The sequence below is a fragment of the Streptomyces sp. NPDC004284 genome, assembly GCF_042874035.1.
Lineage (GTDB): Bacteria > Actinomycetota > Actinomycetes > Streptomycetales > Streptomycetaceae > Streptomyces.
The window spans coordinates 413,225-427,663 of the sequence record NZ_JBIAMJ010000002.1; the positions used below are offsets into that span (position 1 = coordinate 413,225).

General features: G+C 74.0%; 17 protein-coding genes. 5 read left to right on the top strand and 12 right to left on the bottom strand.

What is annotated here, in order from left to right:
- Positions 1-174: 174 nt before the first annotated feature.
- The 4 genes from ACFYUS_RS06950 to ACFYUS_RS06965 all read right to left on the bottom strand — a co-directional run bounded on the left by ACFYUS_RS06950 (position 175) and on the right by ACFYUS_RS06965 (position 3,424).
- The gene (locus ACFYUS_RS06950) at positions 175-1,578 is read right to left on the bottom strand and encodes a LutB/LldF family L-lactate oxidation iron-sulfur protein (protein ID WP_388847742.1); all 1,404 of its coding nucleotides are present in this window, start codon (positions 1,576-1,578) and stop codon (positions 175-177) included.
- Positions 1,579-1,649: 71 nt separating this feature from the next.
- The gene (locus ACFYUS_RS06955; RefSeq protein ID WP_388846711.1) at positions 1,650-2,366 is read right to left on the bottom strand and encodes a (Fe-S)-binding protein; all 717 of its coding nucleotides are present in this window, start codon (positions 2,364-2,366) and stop codon (positions 1,650-1,652) included.
- A gap of 158 nt (positions 2,367-2,524) precedes the next feature.
- Positions 2,525-2,983, bottom strand: coding sequence for a MarR family winged helix-turn-helix transcriptional regulator (locus tag ACFYUS_RS06960; RefSeq protein ID WP_388846713.1), 459 nt, complete (start codon positions 2,981-2,983; stop codon positions 2,525-2,527).
- An 81-nt stretch (positions 2,984-3,064) separates the two neighbouring features.
- Positions 3,065-3,424 carry a DUF6204 family protein gene (locus ACFYUS_RS06965; protein WP_388846715.1) on the bottom strand — a complete coding sequence of 120 codons (360 nt, stop codon included), beginning with the start codon at positions 3,422-3,424 and terminating at the stop codon, positions 3,065-3,067.
- A 132-nt stretch (positions 3,425-3,556) separates the two neighbouring features.
- Between ACFYUS_RS06965 and ACFYUS_RS06970 the strand changes: the two genes are divergently transcribed.
- Positions 3,557-3,784: a hypothetical protein gene (locus ACFYUS_RS06970; protein ID WP_388846717.1), complete on the top strand. Its 228-nt coding sequence runs from the start codon at positions 3,557-3,559 to the stop codon at positions 3,782-3,784.
- Here the strand turns inward: ACFYUS_RS06970 and ACFYUS_RS06975 are convergent.
- From ACFYUS_RS06975 to ACFYUS_RS06995, 5 genes are all read right to left on the bottom strand, one after another.
- On the bottom strand, positions 3,781-4,299 hold the full coding sequence (locus ACFYUS_RS06975; RefSeq protein ID WP_388846719.1) for a hypothetical protein: 519 nt from the start codon (positions 4,297-4,299) through the stop codon (positions 3,781-3,783). The genes ACFYUS_RS06970 and ACFYUS_RS06975 overlap by 4 nt on opposite strands.
- Before the next feature lie 89 nt (positions 4,300-4,388).
- Positions 4,389-5,318 (bottom strand): ketopantoate reductase family protein, encoded by a 930-nt coding sequence (locus ACFYUS_RS06980; protein WP_388846721.1) that lies wholly within the window; start codon positions 5,316-5,318, stop codon positions 4,389-4,391.
- Positions 5,315-5,884 carry a winged helix-turn-helix transcriptional regulator gene (locus ACFYUS_RS06985; RefSeq protein WP_388846723.1) on the bottom strand — a complete coding sequence of 190 codons (570 nt, stop codon included), beginning with the start codon at positions 5,882-5,884 and terminating at the stop codon, positions 5,315-5,317. The genes ACFYUS_RS06980 and ACFYUS_RS06985 overlap by 4 nt, the downstream gene beginning before the upstream one ends.
- A 74-nt stretch (positions 5,885-5,958) precedes the next feature.
- A complete protein-coding gene (locus ACFYUS_RS06990; RefSeq protein ID WP_388846725.1) occupies positions 5,959-6,882 on the bottom strand; it encodes a M23 family metallopeptidase in 924 nt (307 codons plus the stop codon).
- An 8-nt stretch (positions 6,883-6,890) separates the two neighbouring features.
- Positions 6,891-7,976 carry an SPFH domain-containing protein gene (locus ACFYUS_RS06995; protein WP_388846727.1) on the bottom strand — a complete coding sequence of 362 codons (1,086 nt, stop codon included), beginning with the start codon at positions 7,974-7,976 and terminating at the stop codon, positions 6,891-6,893.
- A gap of 175 nt (positions 7,977-8,151) precedes the next feature.
- Between ACFYUS_RS06995 and ACFYUS_RS07000 the strand changes: the two genes are divergently transcribed.
- A complete protein-coding gene (locus ACFYUS_RS07000; RefSeq protein ID WP_388846729.1) occupies positions 8,152-9,588 on the top strand; it encodes a WGR domain-containing protein in 1,437 nt (478 codons plus the stop codon).
- Positions 9,585-10,067 (top strand): hypothetical protein, encoded by a 483-nt coding sequence (locus tag ACFYUS_RS07005; protein ID WP_388846731.1) that lies wholly within the window; start codon positions 9,585-9,587, stop codon positions 10,065-10,067. Before ACFYUS_RS07000 ends, ACFYUS_RS07005 begins: the two co-directional genes overlap by 4 nt.
- Before the next feature lie 11 nt (positions 10,068-10,078).
- Here ACFYUS_RS07005 and ACFYUS_RS07010 read toward each other — a convergent pair whose 3' ends face one another.
- From ACFYUS_RS07010 to ACFYUS_RS07020, 3 genes are all read right to left on the bottom strand, one after another.
- Entirely contained in the window at positions 10,079-10,501 is a 423-nt protein-coding gene (locus ACFYUS_RS07010) for a DUF350 domain-containing protein (protein ID WP_388846733.1), read from the bottom strand.
- A gap of 136 nt (positions 10,502-10,637) precedes the next feature.
- Positions 10,638-11,255: an HdeD family acid-resistance protein gene (locus ACFYUS_RS07015; protein ID WP_388846735.1), complete on the bottom strand. Its 618-nt coding sequence runs from the start codon at positions 11,253-11,255 to the stop codon at positions 10,638-10,640.
- 39 nt (positions 11,256-11,294) lie between these two features.
- The gene (locus tag ACFYUS_RS07020) at positions 11,295-12,671 is read right to left on the bottom strand and encodes a dipeptidase (RefSeq protein WP_388846737.1); all 1,377 of its coding nucleotides are present in this window, start codon (positions 12,669-12,671) and stop codon (positions 11,295-11,297) included.
- 172 nt (positions 12,672-12,843) lie between these two features.
- Between ACFYUS_RS07020 and ACFYUS_RS07025 the strand changes: the two genes are divergently transcribed.
- Positions 12,844-13,389: a DoxX family protein gene (locus ACFYUS_RS07025; RefSeq protein ID WP_388847744.1), complete on the top strand. Its 546-nt coding sequence runs from the start codon at positions 12,844-12,846 to the stop codon at positions 13,387-13,389.
- 74 nt (positions 13,390-13,463) lie between these two features.
- Entirely contained in the window at positions 13,464-14,375 is a 912-nt protein-coding gene (gene opcA / locus ACFYUS_RS07030) for a glucose-6-phosphate dehydrogenase assembly protein OpcA (RefSeq protein WP_388846739.1), read from the top strand.
- The last annotated feature ends 64 nt before the right edge of the window (positions 14,376-14,439 follow it).

Here is a 14,439-nt window from a genome sequence, read left to right on the forward strand (position 1 = left end):
GCGGGGGTCGGTCGTGCGGGGGTTCTCCGCACGAGGTCGCCGCGTGCGGGGGTCGGTCGTGCGGGGGTTCTCCGCACGAGGTCGCCGCGTGCGGGGGCCGGTCGTGCCAGGTTTCTCCGCACGAGGTCTCCGCGTGCGGGGCCGGTCATGCGGGGTGCCGGTCGCGGGGGTCGGTCACGGCCGGTTCTTCCTCCACCAGTCGCGGAACGGTTCCGCGGGCAGTTCGGGCAGGTCCCGGTGCTCGGTCCACTGGCGGGCGCCAGGGCCCGGAAGGCGCTTCGGGAGGGCCTTGCGGGCGGCGGACGCGAGGCGTTCGCCCGTGGCGAGGGCGCCGGGGTGGTCCAGGACCCAGGTGGACGCCTTGATCGCGGCCCGCTCCAGACGGTGGCCCTTGCCGCCCTCGTCGGCCACCCGCTCGCGCAGGTGCACCAGGACCTCGGGGATGTCGATGGCGACCGGGCACACCTCGTAGCAGGCGCCGCACAGGGAGGAGGCGTACGGCAGGGAGGCGTCGATCTCGCTCGCCGTGCCCCGCAGTTGAGGGGTGAGGATCGCGCCGATCGGACCGGGGTAGACCGAGCCGTACGCGTGACCGCCGGCCCGCTCGTACACCGGGCAGACGTTGAGGCAGGCCGAGCAGCGGATGCAGCGCAGCGCCTGCCGTCCCACCTCGTCGGCGAGCGCGTCGGTGCGGCCGTTGTCGAGGAGGACCAGGTGGAAGGTGCTCGGCCCGTCGCCGTCGGTGGTGCCCGTCCACATGCTCGTGTACGGGTTCATCCGCTCGGCCGTCGACGAGCGGGGGAGCGTCTGGAGGAAGACCTCCAGGTCCTGCCAGGTCGGCACCACCTTCTCGATCCCGACGACGGAGATCAGGGTCTCGGGGAGGGTGAGGCACATCCGTCCGTTGCCCTCGGACTCCACCACCACGAGGGTGCCGGTCTCGGCGACCATGAAGTTGGCCCCCGAGATCCCGACCTCGGCCCGCAGGAACTTCTCGCGCAGGTGCAGCCGGGCCGCCTCCGCCAGCTCGGCCGGCGTGTCGCTCAGGCCCTCCGGCGCCGGGCGGCCCCAACTGCCCATCTTCTCGCGGAAGATGTCCCGGATCTCGCCGCGGTTGCGGTGGATCGCCGGGACCAGGATGTGCGAGGGGCGGTCCTCGCCGAGCTGCACGATCAGCTCCGCGAGGTCCGTCTCGTAGGCGGCGATGCCCTCGGCCTCCAGGTGCTCGTTGAGCCCGATCTCCTGGGTGGCCATCGACTTGACCTTGACGACCTCGGTCCGCCCGGTGGCCCGCACGAGCTCGGTGACGATCCGGTTCGCCTCCGCCGCGTCGGCCGCCCAGTGCACGGTGCCGCCGGCCGCCGTCACCGACTCCTCCAACTGGAGGAGGTACGTGTCGAGGTGACGGAGTGTCATGTCCTTGATCCGCTTGCCCGCCTCGCGCAGCGCGGCCCAGTCGTCGAGCTCGGCCACCGCCCGCGCGCGCTTGTCCCGGATGGTGTGGGTGGCGTGCCGCAGATTGGCGCGCAGCCGTTCGTCCCGTACGGCCTCGTGCGCGGCCTTCGGGAAGGCCGGCATCCCGACGAAGGTCCGCCCGTCGCCCGACCGCCGCCCCTCGTCGTGCGCCGACGCGCGCCCCTTCTCGTCGCTCATGCCCAGGGCTCCTCTTCCGTGCTCGCCAGGATCTCCGCCAGGTGCAGCGCCCGCAGCGGCGCGTCCTGCCGTCTCAGCATGCCGCCCACGTGCAGCAGGCAGGAGTTGTCCGCGCCGCACAGGACCTCCGCGCCCGTGGACAGCGCGTTCGTGATCTTGTCGGCGCCCATCGCCGCCGAGACGTCCGGGTTCTTCACCGCGAAGGTGCCGCCGAAGCCGCAGCACTCCTCCGCGCCGGGCAGCTCCACGAGCTCCAGGCCCTTCACGGCCTCCAGGAGCCGCCGCGGCCTCTCCCCGAGCCCGAGGAGCCGCAGGCCGTGGCAGGACGGGTGGTACGTCACCCGGTGCGGGAAGTACGCGCCCACGTCCGTCACGCCGAGCACGTCGACCAGGAACTCCGTCAGCTCGTACACGCGTGGCGCCAGCGCCCCGGCCTCCGTGCCGAAGGACGGGTAGTGGTGCCGGACCATCGCGGCGCACGAACCGGACGGGGTGACGACGTGCTCGTACCCCTCGAAGGCCCGGACCGTGCGCCGTACGAGCGGCTCGGTCTGCGCGCGGTAGCCCGTGTTGAACTGCGGCTGGCCGCAGCAGGACTGCGCCGCCGGGAAGTCGACCTCCACGCCGAGCCGTTCGAGGAGCCGGACCGTGGCCACGCCCGTCGAGGGGAAGACGGCGTCGTTGACGCAGGTGACGAAGAGGGCGACGCGCATCACGGTTCCTCGGGGACGGTTCGGGTCGGGAGGTGGCCCTGCGGTACGCAGTGTGGCAGGGGTGCGCGGTGCGGCGGGAGCCCTCGGGCCCGGACCCGCCGGGCGGAGCGGCGCGGGCGAGGGCGCCGAGGGCGGTTCTGACGGGGGTGCCCCCGGGGTCACGGGGGCGGGGCGCCGTGACCGGGGAGCCCGGTGCCGCCGAGGCGGGTGAGCAGGGCGGACAGGAGGCCGATGTCCTCCTTGCTCCACGTGGGGGTGGCGAAGACCTCGGCGGCGATCTGCTCGGCGGTGGTGAGCATGTCCGTCAGGCGTTCGCGGCCGGTGCCGGTCAGGGCGGCGTAGGCCACCCGTCCGTCGCGGGCGTCCGTCTCGCGCGTGACCAGGCCGATCCGCTCCAGCGGGGCCAGTCCCCGGGTCACCCCGGAGGCGGTGAGTCCCAGCGTCTCGGCCAGGTCGACCCGGCGCATGCGGCCGCCGGCTGCCTGTCCCAGGCGCAGCAGCATCGTGAAGTCGGCCAGGCTCACGCCGTGCAGCCCGGACAGGCTCGCGTCGAACCGCTTCACCAGGGCCGTCTGGGCTCGTACGAGACGCAGCGACGCATCCAGCGCATCACTCATTGCCACCTCCTTGAGTGCTCAAGCATATCATTGTGCTTGAGCACTCAAGGATTTATTCGGCAGGGGGTGTTCGTTGCCGGGTCAGACGTACTTCTGGGCCGCGGCACGGCGCTGCCGCTTGCCCAGCGGCGCCTGGGAGAGGTCCTCGGCATTGCTCCTGAGGTTCTTGTGGCCGTAGCCGCGCTCGGCCAGCCACGCCTTCGCCGCCTCTTCGGCGCGTTCGGTCGCTTCCAGGACGTCCTCTTCCTCCTCTCCCGAGTCCAGGAAGCGGAAGGTGAAGGCGGACCGCGCGCCCAGGTCGTAGCTGAGGTGCCCCTCGGGGGTGAAGGCCGCCCGCAGGACGTCGTGCTCCGGGGCGCGCTCCAGGAGCTCGGCCCGCTGATCGGTGTCGAGTCCGTGGAAGACGCCACGGACGGTGATGCGGAAGGTACGCGTACTCATCCCACGACCCTAACCAGCACGATCGGCACGGTTCCACCGCGTTTCCGGCGGGACCCGGTGCGCGGCGCGCCCGAACGCCCTGTCCCCGGCGGGGATCCCCGGGTTACCCTGCGGGAAACGACGGGGGTCGCCATGATTTCTCTCCTCATCCTGTTCGGCGTGCTCGGCGGTATCGGGGCGCTGTCGATCGTCGTCCTGCTCCGCAGGGGCGGCGGCCGCGCGGACACGGTCGAGGGCATGCTCCAGGAACAGGAGGCCCTGCGCCGGGCGAAGGCGGACCGCGTCTCCTTCGGCCTCGGCGCCCACAACTCCCTTCCGACCGCGAGCGACGGCTACGTCCGCCGCAACGGGCGGCGTTAGCCGATCCCCTGGGGGCGGCGACGGCGGTGGTACGCGACCGCCACCGCCGCGAGCAGCGGGGCCCAGGCCGCGAGCGGGAGGTAGCAGACGAGGAAGAGGGTCTTCTGGAGCGTGCTCTCGGTGATGTTGTCGGGGGAGTACGGGGCGAAGCCCGCGAACGCCACGTACGTGAACCAGCAGGTGAGAGCGGCGAGTCCGAGCGCCCCGGACAGCGCGGCGAAGGTCGCGCCCCGGGCGGCGACCGGGCGGCCGCCGAGGAACGGCAGCCGGCGGGGGAACACTTCGCCCCACGCGCGGACCAGACCCAGCGTCAGGAAGGCGAGCAGTTCGGCGACGACGGTCAGGCCGAGCTGGTAGACGGCCAGGCCGAGCGTGGGGTCCTCGACCCGGGCCACCGGCGCGCCGAACGTCAGGGCGACGCGCCAGAGGCCGGACGGCAGGACGATCAGCGGGACGGCGTGCGCGGCGACGACGGCCCAGCGGGGCACGTCCGGCAGGGCCTTGAGTCTCGTCATGCCGCCCAGACTGCCGCCGGACCGGGTGTCCCGGCGTCGCCCCCGCGGGCGCGCCGTCTCCCCCGCGCGGGGGAGACAGCATCCTCCCGTCAGGCCCCGGCGGTCGTGACCCGCCGCTGGTGGACGCGCAGGTGCAGGGCCGCCAGGTCGAGGATCGGGGTCGGCACGCCGAGGGCGCGGGCCCGGGCGGTCAGGTCGCCGAAGAGGTGCTCGACCTCGGTGGGCCGGCCGGCCGTCAGATCGCGGTACAGCGACGGCACCATCGGCGAACCCGGCGCGGACACCACGGCGAGCGTCGCCGCCCGCTCCTCCTCCGGCACGGGGTGCCCGGCCGCGGCGGCGACCCCCGCCGCCTCGTCGAGCAGCGCCGGGCCGAGGTCGGGGCCGCCGGGCGTGTCGTACACGTCGCCGACCGTGCCGCGCATCAGGCTCGTCAGCGCGCCGATCGTCGTGATGAACACCCACTTGTGCCACATCGCCGTGACGATGTCAGCCGGCACCGGCGCGTCGATCCCCGCCCCTTCGAGGACCTCGCGGATCCGCTCCACGCGTGCGGAGGCCGTCCCGTCCTGCTCGCCGAAGGCGAGATGGGCCAGCGGCGCGAGCCGACGGACGTCACCGGAGTCGTCGAGGGCGGTCACCACCTTGGCCACGCCGCCGAGGACGGCCGGCGCGCCGAAGCGGGCGTTCAACGTGTCGATGTGGGCGAGGCCGTTGAGGAGCGGTATGACGGCCGTGTCCGGTCCGACGGCCGGCGCGAGGTCCTCGATCGCCCGGTCGAGACCGGTGGACTTCACCGAGAGCAGGACGAGGTCGTACGTCTCGCGCAGCTCGTCGGCCGTGACGAGCCGGGGCTCCACCGTCCACTCCTCGTCCCGCCCGACGACCCGCAGCCCGCGCTCGCGCAGCGCGGCCGCCCGGGCCGGACGGACCAGGAAGGTGACGTCCTCGCCGGCGCGGGCGAGCAGGGCGCCGAAGTAGCCACCGGTGGCACCGGCGCCGACGACCAGGATCTTCATGAGGGTGAACCCTTCGTGGGGCGCCCCGAGGGCGCGGTGGCGAGCAGCGGGGTGAGCAGCCGGTGCGGTCGGGCGAGTGCCGCCGTCACCGGGTCGGCGTCCGGGGCCGCGGGGGCGAGCCCCGGGCCGGGGGCGACCAGGACGTCCCGGACGGGCACGGCCGCGCCGCAGGCGGTGCAGCGCCCGTCCGGTGCGAGCGGGGCCTCGTCCGCCGCGTGCAGGAAGACGCGGCGCGGGCCGCCCTCCGCCGCGCAGAACTCCTCGCCCCAGACGGTGAGCGCGCGGACGGCCGGCCAGAGGGCGACCCCCTTGGGCGTGAGCCCGTACACCTCGCGGCGGCCCGTGCCCGTCTCCGGCCGGCGTGCCAGGACGCCCGCCCCGGTGAGGGTGGCGAGCCGGTCGGTGAGGACGGCCCGCGGGACGCCCAGGTGGGCGGCGAACTCGCCGAACCTGCGGATCCCGTAGAAGGCGTCACGCAGGATCAGCAGCGTCCAGCGCTCGCCGACGATCTCCATCGAGCGGGCGAGGGCGCAGGTCTGGCCGCGGTAGTCGCGCGGAAGCGTCATGGGCGGGAGCCTAGCGCGGAAGAGTTCGGTCACCGAACTGTTTTCGCGCGGGCGGAAGAGGCGGCGACGTCCCGCTACACGGACACCCCGTGGGCGCGCAGATAGGTCAGCGGGTCGATGTCCGAGCCGAAGTACGGCGTGGTCCGCACCTCGAAGTGCAGGTGCGGACCCGTCACCCGCCCGGTCGCCCCCGACCGCGCGATCCGCTGCCCGCCCGACACGCTCTGCCCGGGCGACACGTCGATCCGGGAGAGGTGGGCGTACTGGCTGTAGCGGCCGTCGGGGTGACGGATCACCACCTCGTAGCCGTACGAGCGCCCGTACCCGGCCGTCACCACCCGGCCCGGCCCCACCGAGCGGACCGTCGTGCCGGACGGCACCGCGAAGTCCTGCCCCGTGTGGTAGCCCTTCGACCAGGAGCCCGCCTGCCCGTAGTACCCGGTGAAGACGTACGAGGAGACCGGCGCCGTCCACCCCCGCGAGGAGGGCTTCGTCGGGGCGGTGGGCTTCGGGGGGTGCGCGGGGCGGCCCGTCCGCTGCTCGTACTTCCAGGCGTGGCCGGTCCAGTACCAGTGGCCGCGCGACTGGTACCAGTACACCCGGCACTGTTCGTCCCAGCCGGATCGGCCGTGGAAGACCGGCCCGCCGGTGCGGCCGCCGGTGGCCGTCTGCTTTCCATCAGCGCGTCCAGCGCGCTGCTCGTACGTGGCGTAATGGCTGGTCCAGCGCCACTCGCCCGCCTCGTTCCGGAACCAGTACCGGGAGCCGTCCCAGCCCGCGTGCGCCGGGGCGGGTTCGGCGGCGGCCGTACCCGCGCCCGCTCCGGTCAGGGCGACGACGCCGACGGTCGCCACGACCGCGCGGCGCACCCCGTGCAGGGCGCGCGGCCCGCCCGGCGCGCGGGCGGCGTCCGCGCAGCCCGCGCAGGCGCAGTCCGGGGGTATCGCGTCGGCGAACGCGGGAACGTCGAACTCGGGGGCGTCGTGTTGCGGGTCCATGGTCCTCGTCACTCCTGGTTCGGTTCGGCCGGGCCGCCACTCCGGGTGTAGAAGGCCACGGTCAAGTCCTTGACCAGGGCCTGGCGTTCGAAGTCGTCGAGCTCGACGAGCCCGCGCGTGGTCAGCCGGGTGACGGTGTCGTCCACGGCGTCGATCACGCCGGTCAGGACCGAGTCCCGGTGCTTGGCGTCGAGGACGGCGATCTGGCGCCGGCGCATGGCGGCGGCGACCTCGGGGGCGTACTCGATGCGGGTGGGCTGGGCGGAGAAGACCGCGATGCCGACCGGCCGGCACTCGGCCGCGAGCATCCGGGTCAGCGCGTCGCCGACCGCCTCGGCGTTCCGCAGGGTCGGCGCGCCGCCCCGGAAGGCGTCCGCCGGCAACTGCGAGAGCACGCGCGCGGTGGCCGCCTCCACCTGCTCGCGCAGATAGCCGAGGTGGTCGTCGACCGCGAGCAGCGCGCGGGCGGTGTCCCGCACCGACCAGACGACCAGGACGACCACGCGCAGCGCCGAACCCTCCGCGTCGACGACGGCGATGGGTTCGCTGCGCCAGTGCCGCAGCCGTACGTCGATCCGGCGCCGCAGCACGAAGGGGCTGATCCAGACGAGGCCCGTGCGCCGGACGCTGCCCCGGTAGCGGCCGAAGAGCGAGAGCACCCAGGCGGAGCCCGTACGGCCACGGGTCAGGCCGCCGAAGGAGACGACGGCGACGACGGCGCAGCAGGCGAGCGCGGCCCACTGCCACGGCGGCAGCTCGACCGCACGCGGCGGGCGGGCCCGCCACAGTGCCGCCGCCGCGCCCGCGAGTGCGGTGAGGCCGGTCAGGACGGCGACCCAGCCGGGGACGGAGGGCCCCGGGCGCTCCGCCAGATCGGGGTCGGCGGGCGGCGGGCGGCGGGGGAGATTCAGGGAGGGGGCGGGCGCCTCGGGCGGTGCGACCGGCCTCGCGTGCCCGTCCTCCGTGCGCCCCGGCACCTTGGGCAGGTCCCGGGCGGGCCGGGCCGGATCCGAACGGAAGAGGTCGTTCATCGGTATGCCGTCCGTGTGCCGGCGGACGCGGACGGGCAGGGGCCGCTTCTGTGGCTCGGTCATGAGGCCCTTCCGGCCGTTCCAGAGGTGACGGCTCGTCGGATGATCTTCACGCACCATCGTCACAGGGGTTAATGTCCGGAATGCCGCGACGAAAGTCCCGAATGCCCGGGCCTTTGGTCCCTGGGCCAGGCTTCACCGCGGGCCGTTGTCAGTGGTGGCCCCTACCGTTTTCACCATGACGACGACGACCTATCTCGAGCTGTCGCAGGACGGCGGCGGTGCCCACAAGTTCTACGAAGTGACCGTCGAGGACCTCGCGGTGTCGGTCCGTTACGGCCGGATCGGCGCGGACGGCCAGACCCAGCGGTCCACCTTCCCGACGGCGGCGAAGGCCCAGGCCGCGGCGGCGAAGAAGATCGGCGAGAAGGTCCGCAAGGGCTATGCCCCCGCCGTCCGGGGCCGGCGCGCCGCGCGCCCCGTGACACGCCGTGAGGTCACGTCCGCGCCCTCCACCGCGCGGGCCGTCGCCCCCGTCCTCTGGCGCTTCCGCACCGGCTCGGCCGCCTTCGGCATCCACGTCGACGAGGAGCGCTGCTGGGTGGGCAACCAGGCGGGGGACGTCTTCACGCTCGACCGCGCCGGCGAGGTCCAGGCCCGGTTCAGCCTGCCGGACGGCGTCAAGTGCCTGGTCGCCGACGACTTCTGGATCTACGCGGGCTGCGACGACGGCAAGGTGTACGACCTCTCGTCCAAGCTCCCCTTCGCCGCGTACGACATCGCCACCGACGTCGACATCTTCTGGCTCGACATCCACGAGGGCGTCCTGCACGTCGCCGACCGCTCCGGCCGGCTCACCGTCATCGACCACGAGGACGAGCACCAGTGGGCGCGCGGCGGCCAGGGCGAGCACGCCTGGATGGTCCGCGCCGACGGCGACGCCGTCTACTACGGGGACACGCGGGGCGTCGCCGCCCACGCGCCGGACGGCGGCGGCGAGCTGTGGCACACGGCCACCGAGGGCGGGGTCCTCTTCGGCTGGCAGGAGGACACCGCGGTCTACGCGGGCACCTCCCGCAAGAAGGTGCAGCGGCTGGCGAAGAAGGACGGGCGCGTGGAGGCGGTGTACTCCTGCGACAGCCCGGTCTACTCCTGCGCCACCTCGCCCGGCGGCCGGTTCGTCTTCGCCGCCGACTCCGCCTCCTCCGTCTACTGCTTCGCGGAGGACGGCACCCGGCTGTGGAAGCTCGGCACGGGCGGCGGTTCGGCGCTCTCCATGCAGTACCGGGACGAGCGGCTCTACCTGGTGACCACGGACGGTTCGCTGGTCTGCGTGGACGCGAGCGAGGCGGCGATCGCGGCCGCCCAGCAGGGCACGGTCCCGGTCGCGCGGGACGTCAAGCTCGCCGCGGCCCTGCCCGTGTACGAGCCGGCGACGACCGCGACCGCCGTGACAACCGTCAGCGACGCCCCGGCCGGCTCGGTGGTCGTGGAGTGCGTGACCGAGTCGGGCCGGACCCGGGTGCGGGTCGTCTCGCAGGGGTACGACGCCGGGTGGAACGTGCAGTTCCCGCGGGCGATCCGGGAGCCCGGCGCGCGGTACGTGGTGGACGCCCTGCACCCGGCGGCGGGCGGGTTCTACCGGGTCCGCGGCGACATCCGGCGGCTCCTGTGACGACCGGAACGGGCGGTGGCTCGGGGGTGTTCGAGGCGGCCACGGGCGACGGGCCGCCGCTGCCCCCGGCCGAGGCCGAGCAGCGGTCGCGGGAGATCCGCTCCGCCGTCGACGGGCTGCTCCAGATCAGACGGCTGACCCTGCGCCAGGGCGGCGACCCGAGGACCACGCCGGCCGACTGGGAGCGGAGGCAACAGGTCCGCGCGGTGGCCCTCGCCCTGGAGTCCGGCGGGATCACGCCCTCGTCCGTCGACGCCTCCGGGGCACGGCTCTCCACCGGCTACCGGGTCGGCGCGGGGGAGCGGCCCGGGACGGCCGTGGTGGAGTGGCTCGGCCCGCCGGGCGCGGGCGCCGCCCAGGAGGAGGCGGCGGCCCTGGGCGCCTGCGTCCCCGCGCTCGAACGGCTCGGCTGGGAAGCGCTCCTCTACAAGGGGCCGCGCGGCCGCCGCTTCCTGGAGGTCGAGCCCATGTCCCCGTGACGCCTCGCCCGTCAGGCGATCGAGGCGGAGACGATCGCCGAGACCGCGATGTTGCAGGAGGCCGTCACCCAGACCGCCGGATGCGGCTCGGGGTCCACGAGCGTGGCACCGAGCTTGCCCGGCGTGACCAGGTCGACGACGAGGAAGGCCACGGCCATCATCACCAGGCCGAGGAGGCCGAACGCGGCCGTCGAGACGAGCCCCTTGCCGAAGTCGTCGTACGTCGTCCAGATCGAGGTGAAGACGATGCCGCCGATGCCGAGGAGCGCGGAGCTCAGCAGGGTCGCGGCGTTGCGGTTGCGGTCCTCCCAGATCTGGCGCCCGAGCTTGCCGGGGGTCAGCAGGTCCACGAGCACGATGCCGAGGATCAGCAGGACCACGCCGAGGGCGCCGTACGCGCCGGCCCGGCCGAGGCCGTTGACGATGTCGCTCATGAGGTGCCGGCTCCGGGAGGTCGCGATCACGGGGGATCGGTGGTCAAGGACCGGCAAAATGTAGCGCACGGGTGAACGAAGGCCGCCGCCCGCCCGGAGACCGGGCGGGCGGCGGACGGTGGCGACGCGTGCGGGTTCAGGCGCCCGGCGGGAGGTCCTTGGCCCGGGAGCGGACCATGAAGGCCGTGATGGCCTCGACCGCGCCGACGACGAGGAGCCAGATGCCGCCGAGGACCGTGAGCACCCTGGCCGACTCCAGCGGGGACACGATGAGCACGATGCCGGCGAGCGCGCTGACGACGCCGAGGAAGATCTGCCAGCCGCGCGCCGGCATCGCCGGGTCGGAGGCGGCCGCCACGGTCTGGGTGATGCCGCGGAAGAGCCAGCCGATCCCGATCCACAGCGCGAGCAGCAGGGTCGACTGCGTCGCGCCGCGGAAACAGAACAGACCGAGCAGGATCGACAGCGCGCCGCTGATGAAGGCCATGACCCGCAGTGCCGTGGTGGCGTGCGTGCCGAAGGCGGCGACCAGTTGCATCACACCGCTGAACAGCAGATACAGGCCGAAGAGCACGCCCACCACCCGCAGGGTGGCTTCCGGCCAGGCCAGCACCATGACGCCGAGGATCAGCGAGACGAGCCCGGCGATGAGCAGGGCCTGCCAGGCGAAGCCCGCGAGGAGTCCCACGGGCCCGGGTGGCACGTCCCCTCGGGTGGAGCGGCCGCCGTAGGGATCTTCATGAGTCTGTGTCATGGAAACGCACCGGTCCTTTCGTTGCGGGTGGGGGTGGGGTCACAGGGGTGTGGCGTACGAGCTCAGGAAGAGGGCCTCGGCCAGCGCCATGCGCTCGATCTCCGAGGGATCCACGCTCTCGTTCGGCGCGTGGATGAGACAGCCCGGCTCCTCGACGCCGATCAGGGCGATCTCCGCCTCCGGGAAGTGCGCGGCGAGCACGTTGCACAGCGGGATCGAACCGCCCTGCCCCGACTGGACCATGTCCTTGCCGTACGCCGCGCGGAGCGCCGCCCCCAGGGCCCGGTAGGCGGGGCCGTCGGTGCGGGCCCGGAAGGGCTGGCCGGCGCTCTCCGGCTCGACCTCCACCCGGGCGCCCCATGGGGCGGCCGAGGTCAGATGGTCGGTGAGGGCGCGCAGGGCGTCGTCGGCGTCGATCCCCGGCGGCACCCGCAGGCTGACCCTGGCCCGTACCCTCGCCTGGATCGCGGCCGAGGAACCCACCACCGGCGGGCAGTCGATGCCGAGGACGGTGACGGCGGGCCGGGCCCACAGCTCGTCGGCGACCGAGCCCGTGCCGACGAGGGACACCCCGTCGAGGACGCCCGCGTCGGCGCGGAACTGCTCGGGCGGATAGGCCACCCCCTCCCAGGCGCCGTCGCCGGACAGCCCCTTGACCGCGGTGTTGCCGTGCTCGTCGCGGAGGCCGTCGAGGATCCGTACGAGCGCGGCCAGCGCGTCGGGCGCCGGGCCGCCGAACATGCCGGAGTGCATCTCGCCCTTGAGGGTGGAGACGGTCACGACGACGTTGGTGAGCCCGCGCAGCGAGGTGGTGGCGGTGGGCAGACCCAGCGCGAAGTTGCCGGTGTCGCAGATCAACAGGGTGTCGGCGGCGAACAGTTCGGGCTGGAGCGGCACGAGCTGCTCCAGCCCGCCCGTGCCCTGCTCCTCCGAACCCTCCGCCACGAACTTGAGGTTCACCGGGAAGCCCCGGCCCTCCGCCCCGCCGAGCGCGCGCAGCGCCGTCAGGTGCATCGCGATGTTGCCCTTGCAGTCGGCGGCGCCGCGCCCGTACCAGCGCCCGTCGCGCTCGGTCAGCTCGAACGGAGGGGTCCGCCAGGCGTCGTCGTCGAGGGGCGGCTGCACGTCGTAATGGCAGTAGAGCAGCACCGTCGGCGCCCCTTCGGGCCCCGGCGCGTGCCCCACCACCGCGTCCGTGCCGTCCGGGGTCGTCACCCGGCGCATGTCCCGCAGCCCGGCCTCCGTGAAGGCCCGTACGAGGAAGTCGGCGGTCTTCGCGCACTCCTCGGGCGGGAACTGGCGCGGATCGGCGACGGAGCGCATCGCCACCAGCGCGGTCAGGTCCTCCTTCGCGCGGGGCATCAGCGCCCGGACCTTCTCCCGCAGGGCTGCGGTCTCGGCGGACTCGGCGGACATGCGTACCCACTTCCCTCGGGGACGTAAAGCCCATTCAGTCAAGCAACAGTGGGCAATCGCCGCAAAACATGACTCATATGGACTATTCCGAATGGGGTTCGAAGGGCGCCCGGAGGCCGGCCGGACGAGAGTGGACGGCGTACGCCTCCGCCTCCCGCACCTGGAGAACCCCATGGGCCACCCCAACCGACGCGACCTCGGACTGCTCGTGCTCAGGCTCGGGACCGGTGCCGTGCTCGCCGCGCACGGCACGCAGAAACTCCTCGGCTGGTTCGGGGGCGGCGGCATCGAGGGCACCGCCAAGGGGATGGAGGCCATGGGCTTCCACCCGCCCCGCGAGAGCGCGATCGCCGCCGGCCTCGGCGAGGCCGGCGGCGGGGTCCTCCTCGCCCTCGGCCTCGCCACCCCGGCCGCGGGCGCCGCCGCGGCCGGCGCCATGGCGGGAGCCGTCGCCGTCCACGCCCCCGCCGGCTTCTTCGCCCAGGGCGGCGGCTACGAGTACCCGGCCTTCCTCGGCTTCACGGCCGCCGCGATCGGCATCACCGGCGCCGGACGCTACTCCCTGGACCACGCCACCGGGCACGTCCTCGACCGCCCCTGGGTGGTGGTCACCGCCTTCCTCGGCACGGCGGTCGCCGCCGCGGCCGTCGTCGGCCGCCGCGCCCAGGCCCGGGCCGCCGCGCACCGCGACGCGCTCGCGGAGGAACAGTCCGCCTAGAGCCGGGGACCCGCACGCGTCCGCCGTGCGGGAGGGTTAGGCTCGCCGCAGAGGAAGGGACGGGCGCCGCACACATGAAGATCGATCTGACGGACACCGACTCCAGCAAGATCAACAAGGCGATCCTGCAAGGACGCAGGGCCGTGGGCACCCCCGCCGTCGGCGCCGTGCTCACCCTCGTCGTCGTCACCGACGAGGAGAACGCCTACGACTCCGTCAAGGCGGCGAACGAGGCCTCCCGGGAGCACCCCTCCCGCACCCTCGTCGTCATCAAGCGCCACGCCCGCACCCCCCGCGAGCGGTACGAGACCCGGCTCGACGCCGAGGTCCGGCTCGGCACCGACGCCGGCTCGGGCGAGACGGTCCTCCTCCGGCTCTACGGCGAACTCGGCGCCCGCGCCGACTCCGTGGTCCTGCCGCTGCTCCTGCCGGACGCGCCCGTCGTCGTCTGGTGGCCCGTCGACGCCCCCGAGGTGCCCTCCCAGGACCCGCTGGGCTCGCTCGCGCAGCGCCGCATCACCGACATGTACGCGGTCGAGGACCCCCTCGCCGCCCTGGAGCGGCGCGCCGCCTCGTACGCCCCCGGCGACACCGACCTCGCCTGGACCCGGCTCACCCCCTGGCGTTCGATGCTGGCCGCCGCCCTCGACCAGGCCCCGCTCACCGTCATCTCGGCCGCCGTCGAGAGCGAGGCGGAGAACCCCAGCGCCGAACTCCTCGCCCGCTGGTTCGAGGTCCGGCTCGGCGTCCCCGTCGACCGGGTCGTCACCGACGGACCCGTCGTCACGGCCGTCCGCATGGGCACCGCCGACGGCGAGATCCGCATCGACCGGCCCGAGGGCCCGGTCGCCCGCCTCGCCATCCCCGGCCAGCCCAGCCGGGTCCTCGCCCTCAAGGTCCGCACCACCGCCGAACTGATCGCCGAGGAGCTGCGCCGGCTGGACCCCGACGAGGTGTACGCGGCGGCGTTGCGCGGCCGCGGCTGACGCCGTGTGGGCGATCGTCCCGCCCAGCGGGTCCCCCCGACGAAGTCCGGGGGAGGAACGATCG

Excerpts from the sequence above, each read along its gene's own strand:
- ACFYUS_RS06950 (WP_388847742.1), bottom strand. The coding sequence starts at position 1,578 with ATGCCGGCCTTCCCGAAGGCCGCGCACGAGGCCGTACGGGACGAACGG.
- ACFYUS_RS06955 (WP_388846711.1), bottom strand. The coding sequence starts at position 2,366 with ATGCGCGTCGCCCTCTTCGTCACCTGCGTCAACGACGCCGTCTTCCCC.
- ACFYUS_RS06960 (WP_388846713.1), bottom strand. The coding sequence starts at position 2,983 with ATGAGTGATGCGCTGGATGCGTCGCTGCGTCTCGTACGAGCCCAGACG.
- ACFYUS_RS06965 (WP_388846715.1), bottom strand. The coding sequence starts at position 3,424 with ATGAGTACGCGTACCTTCCGCATCACCGTCCGTGGCGTCTTCCACGGA.
- ACFYUS_RS06970 (WP_388846717.1), top strand. The coding sequence starts at position 3,557 with ATGATTTCTCTCCTCATCCTGTTCGGCGTGCTCGGCGGTATCGGGGCG.
- ACFYUS_RS06975 (WP_388846719.1), bottom strand. The coding sequence starts at position 4,299 with ATGACGAGACTCAAGGCCCTGCCGGACGTGCCCCGCTGGGCCGTCGTC.
- ACFYUS_RS06980 (WP_388846721.1), bottom strand. The coding sequence starts at position 5,318 with ATGAAGATCCTGGTCGTCGGCGCCGGTGCCACCGGTGGCTACTTCGGC.
- ACFYUS_RS06985 (WP_388846723.1), bottom strand. The coding sequence starts at position 5,884 with ATGACGCTTCCGCGCGACTACCGCGGCCAGACCTGCGCCCTCGCCCGC.
- ACFYUS_RS06990 (WP_388846725.1), bottom strand. The coding sequence starts at position 6,882 with ATGGACCCGCAACACGACGCCCCCGAGTTCGACGTTCCCGCGTTCGCC.
- ACFYUS_RS06995 (WP_388846727.1), bottom strand. The coding sequence starts at position 7,976 with ATGACCGAGCCACAGAAGCGGCCCCTGCCCGTCCGCGTCCGCCGGCAC.
- ACFYUS_RS07000 (WP_388846729.1), top strand. The coding sequence starts at position 8,152 with ATGACGACGACGACCTATCTCGAGCTGTCGCAGGACGGCGGCGGTGCC.
- ACFYUS_RS07010 (WP_388846733.1), bottom strand. The coding sequence starts at position 10,501 with ATGAGCGACATCGTCAACGGCCTCGGCCGGGCCGGCGCGTACGGCGCC.
- ACFYUS_RS07015 (WP_388846735.1), bottom strand. The coding sequence starts at position 11,255 with ATGACACAGACTCATGAAGATCCCTACGGCGGCCGCTCCACCCGAGGG.
- ACFYUS_RS07020 (WP_388846737.1), bottom strand. The coding sequence starts at position 12,671 with ATGTCCGCCGAGTCCGCCGAGACCGCAGCCCTGCGGGAGAAGGTCCGG.
- ACFYUS_RS07025 (WP_388847744.1), top strand. The coding sequence starts at position 12,844 with ATGGGCCACCCCAACCGACGCGACCTCGGACTGCTCGTGCTCAGGCTC.
- opcA (WP_388846739.1), top strand. The coding sequence starts at position 13,464 with ATGAAGATCGATCTGACGGACACCGACTCCAGCAAGATCAACAAGGCG.